Origin of the sequence: Hyphobacterium lacteum (assembly GCF_036330345.1) — a bacterium.
Taxonomy (GTDB): Bacteria; Pseudomonadota; Alphaproteobacteria; order Caulobacterales; family Maricaulaceae; genus Hyphobacterium; species Hyphobacterium lacteum.
Genome location: NZ_JAZDRP010000004.1, coordinates 152,746 through 165,846 on the forward strand (window position 1 = coordinate 152,746; position 13,101 = coordinate 165,846).

A 13,101-nucleotide genomic window follows, 5' to 3' on the forward strand; every position below is an offset into this window, starting at 1 on the left:
CAAAGCCGATTCACGCAAAGGTTGTCAAATCATGCCCCAGACCCGGTCGACGGCGAAGACGATCCAGATGATCGCCACGGCAATCGGGATGCCGAAGGTGAAGGCGCTGGGCCCGAATTTGCGCATGCCCTGGGACGGAATAGCTTTCCGGTAGGCAACATAGCCCGGCAGCTTGTCGCGGACGAGTGCGGCGGCGGTGCGCATTTCCTGCAACTGGCGGGCATTCACGATCCACCACAAAACGGACATGACAGCGCCGGTGATGATGCTGCCCAGCACGGCCAGCTCGCTGAGATATTCGATCGCCGTGACTGCAAAGACCAGCAGCATGGCGTGGGCAATCAGGAAATAGCCGGAGCGTTCATTCAGCACGCGCTCTTCATGCAGGGCCAGTTCCCAGAGCCGGTCCAGTTCACGCTGATCCAGCGGGATGTCTTCTGTGCCTTCGCTCACACGGCCACCGGGGCGGAAATGCGCGGATGCGGATCATAGCCCTCCAGCGCAATATCCTCGTATTCGAAGTCGAAGAGATCGGTCTTGTCAGGATTGACCTTCAGCTTCGGCAGGGCGCGCGGCGTGCGCGAGAGCTGTTCGCGCACCTGGTCCATATGATTGGTGTAAATGTGCGCATCACCAAAAGTGTGGATGTATTCGCCCACTTCCAGGCCGCAGACCTGCGCCATCAGATGGGTCAGCAGCGCGTAGGAGGCGATGTTGAACGGCACGCCCAGGAACATGTCCGCCGAGCGCTGATAGAGCTGGCAGGAGAGTTTCCCGTCCGCGACGTTGAACTGGTAAAGCGTGTGGCAGGGCGGCAAAGCCATGTTGGGCACATCCGCCGGGTTCCAGCCCGAGACGATCAACCGGCGCGAGGCGGGATTGTTGCGGATCTGGTCGATAATGCCGGTCAGCTGGTCGATCTCGGTGCCGTCCGGCCCCTCCCAGCGGCGCCATTGCTTGCCATAGACCGGGCCGAGATCGCCGTTTTCATCGGCCCATTCATCCCAGATGGAGACGCCCCGTTCCTGCAACCAGCGGACATTCGTCTCGCCGCGCAGGAACCAGAAAAGCTCGATGGCAATCGACTTGAAATGCACCTTCTTGGTGGTCAGCAGCGGAAAGCCCTTCGACAGGTCACACCGCAACTGGCGGCCAAAGACCGAGAGCGTGCCGACGCCGGTACGGTCGTCCTGGCGCGCGCCGTTTTCCAGAATATCCTCCAGCAGGTCGAGATAGGCGCTCTCCACATCCGAGCCGCCCGTGCGGTCGGGCCGGAAATCACTGAACTGCTCGATATTCGCCATACTCGCCTCCTGTCAGGAAAACACTCTAGTGATTCGCGGCGCCGTGGCGCACGTCCTTTCACCGGACTTTCCACAAATTCATCAGAAAGTGACTCGCCAAGCGGGGCCATTCGTGTACTGTGCCCGGAAAGGAACATATGAGGAACATGTAAATGCTGGGTTATGTGACACTGGGGACAAACGACATCCAGAAAGCGGCGGCGTTTTACGACAAGCTGCTGGAATCCATCGGCGTCGGTCGGATGATGGGCGACGAGAATTTCATTGCCTGGGGCAAGCCGGGCGGCGGTGCCGGGATCGGTCTGACCAAGCCGTTCAATGGCGAGCCCGCCACGGTCGGCAATGGCGTGATGGCAGCGATCCAGGTGGAAACACCGGAAGATGTCGACCGCGTCTACAAGCTGGCCATGGATCTGGGCGCGCAGGATGAAGGTCCGGCGGGCGCCCGCAGTGACTGGTTCTATGCCGGCTATTTCCGCGATCCGGACGGCAACAAGCTGAATGTGTTCTGCATGACCGGCGAGATGGGCGCCTAGGCGGCATCCTCATCAGGCAGCGGATAGCGGGCCTGATAGATATCGGTCAGACGGTGGAGGCGTGCGACCAGGGTCTGCGCCTCCTCCTCGGTCATCCGCGGGCCTTTTTCATGGGCGAGGCGGATACTGTCGATAAAGACCGGGATCGGTGCCGTGTCGCCAGCTTCCGCCTCCAGCATCCATTCGGCAAATTCGATCAGGGCTGCAGCGGTGGTCATGGTCAGCTTCTGACCGGTGACGCCTGCGAGCGTGACGATGTCGGAGGCTTTCATGGAGGCCGTGCGGAAAGTCTCCCCTGCCGTATCGCAGACCGGCATGGCCTGGATTTCCTTGACCCGTGCCTTAAGCCGCTTTTCGAACTCGCCGCGCTTCTGGGTCATCTGGTATTTGGCACGCGCCAGGGCGGCCCGCGCCGGCATACCGCCGGGCTGTGACATCACCGCGCCAAGGCGGTTCTCGGGCTTGTAGAAACGCTTGCTCATCCGGCGCTTGCCCTTTGCGTCTTCAACATGGCGTCGATCTCGTCCTGATCCAGATTATCGGAAGCCGCCTCGCCCAGCTCACCATGAATATCTGTCTCGCGGCGGCCGTCGGTGCCGGCCGGCGGCCCTTCAAAGCGCATGCGCCGGTCGGGTCCGCAGAATTCCTCGGATTCAACGAATGTCAGGTCGAGCCCTGCCACCCAGAGAACCCGCGGCAACAGCACATCCGGCGAGACCGGCTTGGTAATGGCAAAGCTGGCGCCCGCATCCCGCGCGCGTTCGAGGGCGCGGCTGGTGAAGTTCGAAGAAATGAAGAAGACCGGCGCGGTGCGATTTTCATGCATGGCGCTGCGGCGGATCCAGCGGATCAGATCATACCCGTCGCCGCTATCCACGTGATAGTCGACAAAAATGATATGAAATTCCTGGCCCTCAAGCTGCCGCTTGGCGTCTTCGACATTGGAAAACCTGGAGAAATCGCGAACACCGAATCCGGCGATCAGCGGAGACAGCACTTCCAGCCCGTCATTACTGGCGGCGATGGCAATCACCCTCGTCGATTCGAGATTCAGATTCGAATTGAGATCGAAAGACATGACGCGCTTCGTGGAATAGTCGACAGATCCAGCCTGCCTTCTACGCCTTGATGTCTAAGATATGGTTAGCCTGCCTGCGCCCGATTGTCCGGCCACCCCTCTCGTCTTGTCAGCGCATTCGGGCTAGCCTTTTCCGCGGAGCCCGGAGGTGTTTGCGACATCGCCGGGCCGGGCTTCACAGGTGTGGACCTCCCGTGTGCGAATGAAGGCGCCCGATGACGACGACCGGACCACCCAAATCGCGTTGCGCCAATTGCGGCACGGACATGTCGGACGAGTTCTGCCCGCACTGCGGTCAGTCGAGTGCCGATGTGAAACGCAATTTCATTCCACTCCTGAATGATACGCTGGACGGGCTGTTCCAGTGGGATGGCCGGCTGGTCACGACGGTCCGCGAGGTCGTTTCACGGCCCGGGCAGGTCGCAAGGGATTATATGGAAGGAAGGCGGGCCCGGTACACGCCGCCCGTCCGTCTCTATCTGATCGCCAGCCTGATCTTTTTTATCGGCATCGCACTGTCTGGTGTGCGGATTGTCGCCATTGATGCCGAGGTAATCGAACAGGGACCAAGCATCACGATCGAATTACTGCAAGGCGGTACCCCCTCTCCTCCACTGGATATCAGTGACGAAGAAATCGAGGAATTCTACGCGAATAGCGAAGATATCGGGATCAGCCGGGCCCTGTCGGAACTGGCCATGGAAGCGGCGCTGAACCCGGAAACCGTCGAAAACCGGATCACCGCGCTGGCCAGCCAGGGACAGATCCTGATGGTCTTCTTCTTTGCGCTGTTCAATTTCCTGTTGCATCCGCGCCGCAAGCTGATCGAGCATCTGGTTTATGCGCTATATTTCCACGCCGCCATCCTGCCCCTGCTGATGGTTCTGGTGGCCGGAACAGCCCAGATTCCTGAAAACTTTTTTCAGCTCGCGAGTGGCGAGCCCCGGAATATCTGGATTGCTGTTACAATTGGTGCTGTCTCCTATTTCGGTTTCTCGGCTCTGATATGGCTGCATGATCGCGGCTTCTATCGATCCAGCTGGTGGGGTGCTGCATTACGGTCGCAGGCGCTGATCATTCTCTATCTGTTTGCGACAGCGTTCCTGGCCTTCGGCCTCGTCGCGATCGGGGTGATTTTCTGACCAAAGCGCATGTCTTCACTTCAAATTCACCCCGGGGATGCCTATATTGGCGGTGCTGGCTTGCCAGCTATGACGATAAACGGTGCGTGTAATAACCGGACTGGACCCGGGTGCGATTCCCGGCAGCTCCACCAATTTCCCCGCCCCTGAAATTCAGGCGCGGGTTCTTATGGGGCTGATCAGGATCGACAGACGGCTAAAGGCGTTTCTTTCGTCCGCATGGGTACCGTTAAATGCCCGTCTAAGTAGTTGCAAATGACAACTATGCTGAAGAGGTCGCTCTCGCTGCGTAATGCGGTGCGAGTATCTCGCTTTAAAGTCCTGAGACCTTAGCGATCTCAGGCGGGGTCCGGGGGCGCCTGGCAACAGAAGCCCCCACTTATCTTTTCTCGACATTCAGCGGCAGACCGCCTTCGGGGCGTAACGTCACGGTCATGACCGGATAGGGTTCATACCCATCCGGTACCGAGAATCGGCAACGGCGCACGAGGCTGGACAGGATGATCACCGCCTCGGTCAAGGCAAAGCCGGAACCGATACAGGCGCGCGGCCCGCCACCGAAAGGTTTGAACTGCCAGGGATCAGAAGGGCGATTATCCAACGAGAACCGCTCCGGATCAAAGACATCCGGTTCCGGCCAGTAACGGTGATGCCGGTGCAGGGCATAGAAGGCGAGAAGGGCGACATCGCCCTTTTTCACTTCGCGCTCGCAGATCTGCGTATTCCGGATGGCCTGCCGCCCGATCAATGGCGCCGGCGGGTAAAGCCGCAGCGTTTCGTGGATGATCTGACGGGCAAAGACCAGCTGCGGCAAATGGTGCGCCTCCAGCGGATGATCTCCCGCAATAGACATGACTTCATCGCGAACCCTGTCCTGCCAGTCGGGCCGGCGGGCGAGGATGTAGAGCGCCCAGCCGATGGCGATGGCCGTTGTCTCATGACCGGCAATCACCAGGCTGAGGACATTGTCGCGCACATCAATGTCCGACAGGAAGCGCCCATCCTCGGCCTGCGCCTCCAATAGTAATTGCAGCAGATCATCGCGGGTTTCACCGCCGCGGCGGCGGGCGATCTCTGCGGCAACTGCGTCGCGAAGGATTTTCCGGGCATTGAGGGCTTTCGGGCCCAGGATTCGCGGCGCGGATTCCGGCAAGGGCAGCAGATCGGAGAACCGCGTGCGTCCGGTTTCCTCGAAAACGCTTTCAATGGCGGCCCTGATTTTCGCCCGGTCGAAATTGTCGGGCCGCGTGAAAAGCGCGGCCTCGATGACGCTGAGCGCGGCATGATTGAGCGCGGGCGTTACATCAACGGGGCCATCCGCCTGCAAAAGCGAGTCGGCTGCGGCCTCGGCCGATGCGCTCATATCCGGTATCAGCGCTTGTATCCGCAGGCGCACAAAGCCCGGCTGCATGGCCTTGCGCTGGATTTTCCACCAGTCGCCATGGGCCGTGAGGATGGCGTTCCCGAGAATGGGCCGCAGGATTCGCTGGATCAGGGGAGATTTGCGCCAGGCGTCCGGATCATCGGCCAGCACCGCCTTCAGCTCCTCCGGACCGGAAAGCGTGTGAATCGTGCGTCCGAGAAAGGGCGCGGAAATCCGTGTGAATAGAAACGCTTCCTGCGGAAGGATCTCGACCGGTGAATGGCGCAGCACGCGCGCCGCTCCCCATAAACCCAGCGGCCGCTTCTGCCGCGGCGGCATGGGAGGAGTAAAAGCCCTTTCATTCATAGGGTTAAACCGGCTGCTGTTGCGACTGTGTCTCAATCTAACCGAATAGCAGGAAAAAGCAGTGCGACATTAGAGTCTGCGTTGACGGCGCAAGAGGCTGGGCTACCCTTGGGCTCGCAATTGAACGGGGGAGTACATCGTGGCGACTGATCTGATGCGCTACGATCTGCTGGCGCAAGAAGCGCTACGCGGCGTCATTCGCGAAGCCTTGATACGTGCCGCCGGGCCCGACGGCCTGCCGGGGGCCCACCACTTCTACATCAGCTTCAAGACCGAGGCGGCAGGCGTCGATATCGACGAGACGCTGAAGGAAAAATACCCTGAGGAGATGACGATCGTCCTCGAACACCAGTTCTGGGACCTCAATCCGCAGGATGATTTCTTCGAAGTGACTCTGAAATTCGGTGGCGTGCCGAAATATCTGAAAGTCCCCTATTCCGCCGTGAACCGTTTCCATGACCCGTCTGTCGGATTCCATCTCCAGTTCGAGCCAATGATGGAGGCCATTGCCGCCGAGACGGCAGGTGAAGCTGCCGAACCCGCAAAGCTGGAAACCAAGGCCAAGAAAAAGACAAAGAAGAAAGAGCCGGCCGAGAGTGGTGCGACGTCTGCCAAGGCATCAGGCGACGGCGCCGAAGTGGTCAGTCTCGACAGCTTCCGGAAGAAATGAAATTTCCCAAGCCGCCCTGGGATGAAGCGACCATCAGGCGCTTTTTCACGGAAGTTCCCAACCAGCTCTTCTACGCTGAAATGCTGGGCTTCAAATTCGTCGATCTTGATATGGACGAACACTGGTTTGCTGCCACGTGGGAGCCGGATCAACGCTCGGTCACGCCCACTGGCGCGGTCCAGGGCGGGCTGATCACGGCAATGCTGGATGATGTCATGTCACTGGCCGCGATCACGGTGACCGGGTTTGACGGCGTTGTCCCGACGCTGGAAATGAAGACCAGCTTCATCTCGCCGGTCTGGCCGGGAAAGGTCCGCGCGCGTGGTCAGGTCATCCGCAAGGGCAAGCAATTCTTCTTCACCGAGGGATGGCTCTGGGATGGCGACGACAAGCTGCTGGCCAAGGCCAGCGCCACCTGTTTCCATCGCTCCCATTCCGAGGTGAAGCGGATCAAGGAAGAGCGTGGGCTCTAGGCCCTTATCCATCACATTGATCACGCTGGCACAGGTGCTGGCGCTCTCGGTCTGGTTTGCCGGTACGGCGGCCTTGCCGGCCATGATGGCGGCGGCCGAAATTAGCCGCTTCGCCCAGGCCGCACTGACCAGTTCCGTTCAGATCGGTTTTGTCGCCGGTGCGCTGACCAGTGCCGCCCTCGGCCTGGCCGACCGGTTCGACGCCAGACGGATATTCGCGATTGGCGCTGCCGTGGCGGCATTGGCGAGCTTTCTTGCGATGACCACCGAGCCCGGCAGTGCCGGCATGATCGCCTTACGCGCCCTGACCGGTGCGTCCCTGGCTCTGGTTTATCCGGTGGGCATGAAGCTGGCGGCCAGCTGGGCAAGAGGCGATGCCGGCCTGTTGGTGGGCTTGTTGGTTGGCGCTCTGACACTGGGGTCAGCGACACCCTTCGCCTTCAACCTGCTGGCCGATGGCACGCAATGGCATATGCCTTTCCTGTTCAGTGCCGCCGCCGCGATGGCCGCGGCCGTCCTGATCCTTGTCTGCCAACAGGGGCCGGCGTTCAAGACGGGAATTGGCTTCGATCCGGGGGCGGCCCTGCTTGCCTTTCGCGACCCGGGGCTGCGCTATGCCAATCTCGGCTATCTCGGCCATATGTGGGAGCTCTATGCCATGTGGGCCTGGGTGCCGGTCTTCCTGCACGCCTATTTCACTGACGCCTTTACCGCCGATCTGACGGCTTTCGCCGTGGTCGCCATCGGTGCGGCCGGCTGTCTTTATGCGGGCTGGGCTGCCGACCGGTACGGGCGAACCACCATCACCATGGCTGCCATGGCCGTCAGCGGGAGCTGCGCGCTGGTATCCGGCTTCCTGTTCGGGGCGCCCGCCTGGCTGCTGGTGCCGGTGCTGCTGATCTGGGGGATCAGCGTGATCGCGGACAGCGCCCAGTTTTCCGCCTCGATTGCCGAGCTGGCTCCGCCGGAGCGGGCCGGAACGCTATTGACCCTGCAGACCGCGATGGGGTTCGCCCTGACGGCGCTGATGATCCAGCTCCTGCCGCTGTGGATCGACTTTGCCGGTTGGACATATGCCTTCATCCCGCTGGCGATCGGACCGGCCTTTGGCGTCTGGGCGATGTGGCGATTGCGGCGGCTGCCGCAGGCGGCAAAGCTGGCGGGTGGTCGGCGCTAGGCCGCTTCGCGATTGAGCGGCCGTGCCCGAACCTTCACGCGGGCGCGGTCTGACAGGACTTTCTCGACCATCAGCTTCTCGACCTGGCTGTCATCGTGGAAGACACAGCCGGTGAGCGCGTCCAATACCGCCTTGGCGACATTGTCGACATCATGGACGGGGCTGTTTTCGGTCCGCTCGATCCGGATCTCGACTTCATAGGGTCCGTATTTCGGACGCACACGCTTGAATTCGGTGCGGAAAAATTCGCCGATGAGTGTCTTGAAGCGCTTGGACTGCGAGGTCAGCGCGTCGACGCGAAGATGAAGACTGTCCCCAGACATGGCGGCCTGCACCCGTCCTTTCCCGATCCAATCCAGTGCGCCGTCTTGATCCATAACGCCCCGGTGCTACACGTCCATTCGAATCACGCTTAACCATCCGCCGCACTGGCTGCTGGCGCAAGGAGGCTCTCCCGATGAGCGAAACCCGCACAGAAACCGACAGCTTTGGTCCATTGGACGTTCCTGCCGACAAGCTTTACGGCGCCCAGTCCGCCCGGTCACTGATCAACTTCGCAATAGGTGTGGAAACAATGCCCGCACCGATGATCCGGGCGCTCGGCATCATCAAGCGCTCGGCCGCCCGCGTGAACAAGCAATTGGGCAATCTGGAGCCGGAGCTTGCGGACGCCATAGCCCAGGCCGCCGAAGAAGTCGCCGAAGGCAAGTGGAATGACCATTTCCCCCTGTCGGTCTGGCAGACGGGGTCGGGCACGCAGTCGAACATGAATACGAATGAGGTGGTCTCCAACCGGGCGATCCAGATCCTCGGCGGCGTGGTGGGTTCCAAGGACCCGGTCCACCCCAATGATCACGTCAACCGCTCGCAATCGTCCAACGACACTTTCCCTACAGCCATGCACATCGCGGCAGCCGAGGAAATGCATCACAGCTTGCTGCCCGCCCTGCAGACCCTGCGCAATGCGCTGAACGACAAGGCGGAAGCCTTCAAGGACATCATCAAGATCGGCCGGACGCACCTTCAGGATGCCACGCCGCTGACGCTCGGCCAGGAATTTTCCGGCTATGTGGCGCAGCTGGATATGGGCATTATGCGCGTGCGGGAAGGCTTGAATTATCTCTTCTTCCTGGCCCAGGGCGGCACAGCGGTCGGCACCGGCATCAACGCCAAGCCGGGCTTTGACAAGGCGTTTGCCGAAGACGTCGCCAACTATACCCAGCTGCCGTTCAAGACCGCGCCGAACAAGTTTGAGGCTCTGGCCGCGCACGACGCCTATGTCTCGGCGCACGGCGCGCTGAACACGCTGGCGGCCTCGCTGAACAAGATCGCCAATGACATCCGGCTTCTGGGATCCGGTCCGCGCTGCGGTCTGGGCGAGATATCGCTGCCGGAGAACGAGCCGGGCTCGTCCATCATGCCGGGCAAGGTGAACCCGACCCAGTGCGAGGCCATGACCATGGTCTGCGCCCAGGTGATGGGCAATCATGTCGCCATCACGGTTGGCGGCGCGCAGGGTCATTTCGAACTGAACGTGTTCAAGCCGATGATGGCCTACAACATGATCCAGTCGATCCGCCTGTTGTCGGATGCCTGTGCCTCCTTCACCGACAAATGCGTCGTGGGCATCAAGGCCAATGAAGAGCGCATCACCGATCTGATGGAAAAATCCCTGATGCTGGTGACGGCCCTGGCGCCGACGATCGGCTATGATAATGCCACCAAGGTCGCCAAGACCGCGCACAAGAACGGCACGACGCTTAAGGAAGAAGCGGTGAAGCTGGGCTTTGTGACGGCCGAAGAATTCGACAAGGCCGTCATCCCGGCCGAGATGATCAAGCCGAAATAGAGCCCAATCCCCTCGCCCCTTTCCAAGGGGAGAGGGAGGAGAAAGGCAGTCACGCCTGTGACTGGATTTCGAGGGTGAGAGGTTGCCGCAACGCCGCACCCCCTCACCCCAATCCTCTCCCCCAAGGGGGAGAGGCAGAAATCATTTATCCCCCGATATCCGACAGCACCGCCTCCATGGCCGGATCGTGTCCGGCCGCATAGGCCTCGAAGGTCAGCGGCGCGGCGATATCCACGTCGAGATCATCGACGATCACCGGGAAGATGTGCAGGCTGCCCCAATGGCAGATGAAAATGCCGTGGCAGCCATTCTGCAGATCATAGAAACCGGTTGAATAGCGGGCGCGGAAGCCGGAATTGGGCAACGAATACCAGAAGCCCTCCGCCCAGAATTGCAGCCGGTCGCCGATCTCCTCGCCCACGATCACGGTGCGGCCCGGCGCGCTTTCCCTGGCCATCGCCAGGTTGACAATGCCCGCCGAGAAGGTGTTGCCGGACGTCAGAAGGTAAATCCGCCCGTCCTCGCCAACGATGTCGCCCAGCGCGCTCATCAGCGGTTCGGTCTGGGTCAGATCGCCACCACCATTGAAGCGCTGGTCAACGATGACGAAGCGGGGCGCCAGCTCGCGAATTTCCGCTTCGGCACGGGCAACCCACGCCCGCAGGCTTTCACCGCTGTCATCATCGAGATTGGACCGGATTGAAATGTATACCGTCTCACCTCCCGGCAGGAGCTCGAACCAGTAATCATTGTCCGGATTCGTCAGATAAAGCGGCCGGGCCGATGGTGCCAGCACCGACCAGCGATCGCTCTCGCGTATCCAGGTGAGGGGCAGATCACCGGGATAGATGCGGCGCGCGTCTTCAGCAGGCGCTACGGCCTCCAGCGCCCGTGTCTCCTCGCGGCCATCCGGCAAGACCAGGCCGAGCGTTGTCACCTCTGCTCCCATGCCCACGGCTTCAAGGTAATCCGGTGTTTCCACCAGAAGCGGCGCAAAAATCATGAAATGCGCGTCATTCCCGCCAAATGCGTCGCGGAAGGCCATCAGGGCATCGCGTGCGGCAACGCCATTGATCGACACGATCCGGGCGCCCAGCAGGTCTTCAGCATCGGGCAAGGCCCGCAGGATACGCAGCTCACCATCCATCCAGGCCGCCCGGATCGGCAGGCGGGCGAAAGGTTCGACCATCCGCGTGGCAGACGCATTGGAATGGCCATTGTCGATCATCGCCTGGATGCGGGCGAGCTCAAGCTGGAAGCCGGCATCGCTCAGCGTTCCTGCCCGCCGCGCGAGCTCATCCATCGCGGCTTGCAAACCGGCGCGTTGATCGGCCGTCAGCGAGCGCTCATTTCGGCGCACATGCTGGAAATGTTCGATGTCCTGAAGCCGCGCCTCGGCGACAGTCTCCGGCTCGCCCTGGAAGAGAGGCGGGATCGGTATCGGGTGGAAAGCAATGATGGTCGCAATGATCAGAAGGATATTGCGCCCCAGCCACCCCAGAACGGCAAGAATGATCAGATATCCCCACCAGGGAATGATGCGGAATGGGAATGTGATGGCGCGCCAGAAACGTCTCATATCGACCAACCTTTCAGTTCGTGTCGGCCTAATGATGCGCAATAATTCATCAACGGATGCAGGTTGCCCGAATTTATCCTACACTCAACGCCAGTATTCGTGAAATTTCCGTCTGCGACCGGCCTGTTTCTTCTGTCCAATGGTTGAAGGCGTCCTGGACCCTCTTCGTTCCGCCCTTGGAGGTCGGCGGTTTATCGATCACGCCCTCGCGAACCAATGCTTTCACGACATCGCCTGACGCGATGAAGGCATCCCATCCGGCAAAGCGCAGGACATACTGGCCGGTTGCCCCGCCGAGCCGGGAACCGCGCTTTGCAAAGACGTCCAGAAGACCGATCTGGTCGCTCGCCGGCCAGTTCGCGACGAACGCGCCGAAACCGCCATGCTCGCCGGCAATCTCCTGCACGAACTGGGCATTCCGGACTGTGGCCGTGATCTTCTGTCCGTTGCGGACAATGCGTTCGTCGGACGCCAGCCGGGCAATGTCATCATCGGAATAAAGCGCGACCTTGCCCGGATCGAATCCGTCAAAAGCGGCTTCGAACCCGTCCCATTTCGCTTCGATGACTTTCCAGACGAATCCGGCCGAAAACACGGCCCTGGTCATGCCCGATAGCCAGCGGTCATCGGGGATAGAGGCCAATTGCTCAGCAGATTTCGGACGGCCGAGCTTTGCTTCTACGGCCTCTTCCGAGCCATGATGCTGGATCGCGAGGGCCTCAATTTCCGAAAACGCGCGCATGGAGACCTCCCGGCCGTTATCGCCCCTTCCCGCTAGCGGGCGTAGCTGCCACCGCTGATCGCTGCGTCCACATCCGGATAGGCGGCATTGACCAGCAGGGCGCTATCCGTGCCGCAATTGAAGTCTGGCGCGATCCGGTCGGCAGCATCCTGCGCGATCCGGTTGGCATTGCTGACGCTATCGGCCTCGACATGGGCGACCATACACGTGCCGCCAGCCGCTTCATCGCGCAGGGCCGACACCGTCAACGTGCTGATCCGGCTCCAGGTTACGCCGTCATCATCCAGCGCATTGGCATAATAACGATGGATGGCGGCATAGGCCGGACCGCCCTCGCCGCGCGTACGCCATTCGATCACGGTATGGAATTCACCGAAATTGCCGCGCGAATAGGGATAGTTGAAGACCTCCGGACGCTGATCATCCGGGATCGGTGCAGCATTGGTGCGGAAGGTCGAGCGCTGGCCATGCTCGCCGCCGTCGAGATGCAAAGCCCAGCCGTCATAACCGGGACAGACGGCATAGAAATAGAAGCCCCCGTCCGCTTCTTCCTCGAGTGTCGTGCAGACATCGCCGTCTGTGCGCGTGTAGGCGCTGAAGGCCTCTTGTGCGGACAACGGTGCCGAGATCAGACCGGCCAGACCGATGGCGAATAGCGTGTTTTTCATATTCTTCCCCCGAACCTTAATTCCGAAAAAGGATGAACCGGACGGAGAGCGAAACCAAGCGCTTTCTGGCCGGTCTTGACCGGATCATGCGATACAGGCTTCAAACAGGGGCAAGTCCGGCCCGCCGGCCTCTCTCCCGGCCCGGGCATTCAAA

15 protein-coding genes and 1 other RNA gene are annotated in these 13,101 nt (G+C 60.8%); 7 read left to right on the plus strand and 9 right to left on the minus strand.

Translation table 11 applies throughout. From position 1 onward, the window contains the following. Positions 1-24: 24 nt before the first annotated feature. The gene (locus V0U79_RS07885; protein WP_330198947.1) at positions 25-453 is read right to left on the minus strand and encodes a RipA family octameric membrane protein; all 429 of its coding nucleotides are present in this window, start codon (positions 451-453) and stop codon (positions 25-27) included. Then, complete coding sequence (locus tag V0U79_RS07890) at positions 450-1,304, minus strand: thymidylate synthase (RefSeq protein ID WP_330198948.1); 855 nt, start codon at positions 1,302-1,304, stop codon at positions 450-452. The genes V0U79_RS07885 and V0U79_RS07890 overlap by 4 nt, the downstream gene beginning before the upstream one ends. Before the next feature lie 152 nt (positions 1,305-1,456). On the opposite strand from V0U79_RS07890, the gene V0U79_RS07895 reads away from it, so the two are divergent. After that, positions 1,457-1,840, plus strand: a complete 384-nt coding sequence (locus tag V0U79_RS07895; protein ID WP_330198949.1) for a VOC family protein — start codon at positions 1,457-1,459, stop codon at positions 1,838-1,840. On the opposite strand, the gene V0U79_RS07900 is transcribed toward V0U79_RS07895, so the two are convergent. Continuing rightward, on the minus strand, positions 1,837-2,322 hold the full coding sequence (locus V0U79_RS07900; RefSeq protein ID WP_330198950.1) for a hypothetical protein: 486 nt from the start codon (positions 2,320-2,322) through the stop codon (positions 1,837-1,839). The genes V0U79_RS07895 and V0U79_RS07900 overlap by 4 nt on opposite strands. Then, positions 2,319-2,918 (minus strand): response regulator, encoded by a 600-nt coding sequence (locus V0U79_RS07905; protein ID WP_330198951.1) that lies wholly within the window; start codon positions 2,916-2,918, stop codon positions 2,319-2,321. The genes V0U79_RS07900 and V0U79_RS07905 overlap by 4 nt, the downstream gene beginning before the upstream one ends. Before the next feature lie 215 nt (positions 2,919-3,133). Between V0U79_RS07905 and V0U79_RS07910 the strand changes: the two genes are divergently transcribed. Both V0U79_RS07910 and ssrA read left to right on the plus strand, forming a co-directional pair. Then, positions 3,134-4,060 carry a DUF3667 domain-containing protein gene (locus tag V0U79_RS07910; protein WP_330198952.1) on the plus strand — a complete coding sequence of 309 codons (927 nt, stop codon included), beginning with the start codon at positions 3,134-3,136 and terminating at the stop codon, positions 4,058-4,060. 15 nt (positions 4,061-4,075) lie between these two features. Next, positions 4,076-4,440, plus strand: a transfer-messenger RNA (tmRNA) gene (gene ssrA / locus V0U79_RS07915). Here the strand turns inward: ssrA and V0U79_RS07920 are convergent. Then, positions 4,440-5,714 carry a cytochrome P450 gene (locus tag V0U79_RS07920; RefSeq protein WP_330198953.1) on the minus strand — a complete coding sequence of 425 codons (1,275 nt, stop codon included), beginning with the start codon at positions 5,712-5,714 and terminating at the stop codon, positions 4,440-4,442. The genes ssrA and V0U79_RS07920 overlap by 1 nt on opposite strands. Before the next feature lie 229 nt (positions 5,715-5,943). On the opposite strand from V0U79_RS07920, the gene V0U79_RS07925 reads away from it, so the two are divergent. From V0U79_RS07925 to V0U79_RS07935, 3 genes are read left to right on the plus strand one after another with little or no spacing between them, the layout of a single operon-like run. After that, positions 5,944-6,459 (plus strand): SspB family protein, encoded by a 516-nt coding sequence (locus V0U79_RS07925; protein WP_373696456.1) that lies wholly within the window; start codon positions 5,944-5,946, stop codon positions 6,457-6,459. Beyond that, on the plus strand, positions 6,456-6,932 hold the full coding sequence (locus V0U79_RS07930) for a PaaI family thioesterase (protein ID WP_330198955.1): 477 nt from the start codon (positions 6,456-6,458) through the stop codon (positions 6,930-6,932). Before V0U79_RS07925 ends, V0U79_RS07930 begins: the two co-directional genes overlap by 4 nt. Beyond that, complete coding sequence (locus V0U79_RS07935) at positions 6,922-8,109, plus strand: MFS transporter (RefSeq protein ID WP_330198956.1); 1,188 nt, start codon at positions 6,922-6,924, stop codon at positions 8,107-8,109. Before V0U79_RS07930 ends, V0U79_RS07935 begins: the two co-directional genes overlap by 11 nt. Here V0U79_RS07935 and V0U79_RS07940 read toward each other — a convergent pair. Next, complete coding sequence (locus tag V0U79_RS07940) at positions 8,106-8,432, minus strand: RusA family crossover junction endodeoxyribonuclease (RefSeq protein WP_330198957.1); 327 nt, start codon at positions 8,430-8,432, stop codon at positions 8,106-8,108. The two genes, V0U79_RS07935 and V0U79_RS07940, sit on opposite strands and share 4 nt — an antisense overlap. A gap of 134 nt (positions 8,433-8,566) precedes the next feature. On the opposite strand from V0U79_RS07940, the gene fumC reads away from it, so the two are divergent. Next, the gene (gene fumC, locus V0U79_RS07945) at positions 8,567-9,958 is read left to right on the plus strand and encodes a class II fumarate hydratase (protein WP_330198958.1); all 1,392 of its coding nucleotides are present in this window, start codon (positions 8,567-8,569) and stop codon (positions 9,956-9,958) included. Between the two features lie 145 nt (positions 9,959-10,103). On the opposite strand, the gene V0U79_RS07950 is transcribed toward fumC, so the two are convergent. The 3 genes from V0U79_RS07950 to V0U79_RS07960 all read right to left on the minus strand — a co-directional run bounded on the left by V0U79_RS07950 (position 10,104) and on the right by V0U79_RS07960 (position 12,947). Beyond that, entirely contained in the window at positions 10,104-11,537 is a 1,434-nt protein-coding gene (locus tag V0U79_RS07950) for a S41 family peptidase (RefSeq protein WP_330198959.1), read from the minus strand. A 73-nt stretch (positions 11,538-11,610) separates the two neighbouring features. Continuing rightward, on the minus strand, positions 11,611-12,279 hold the full coding sequence (locus V0U79_RS07955) for a DNA-3-methyladenine glycosylase I (protein WP_330198960.1): 669 nt from the start codon (positions 12,277-12,279) through the stop codon (positions 11,611-11,613). Positions 12,280-12,311: 32 nt separating this feature from the next. Then, entirely contained in the window at positions 12,312-12,947 is a 636-nt protein-coding gene (locus V0U79_RS07960; RefSeq protein WP_330198961.1) for a hypothetical protein, read from the minus strand. Positions 12,948-13,101 lie beyond the last annotated feature (154 nt).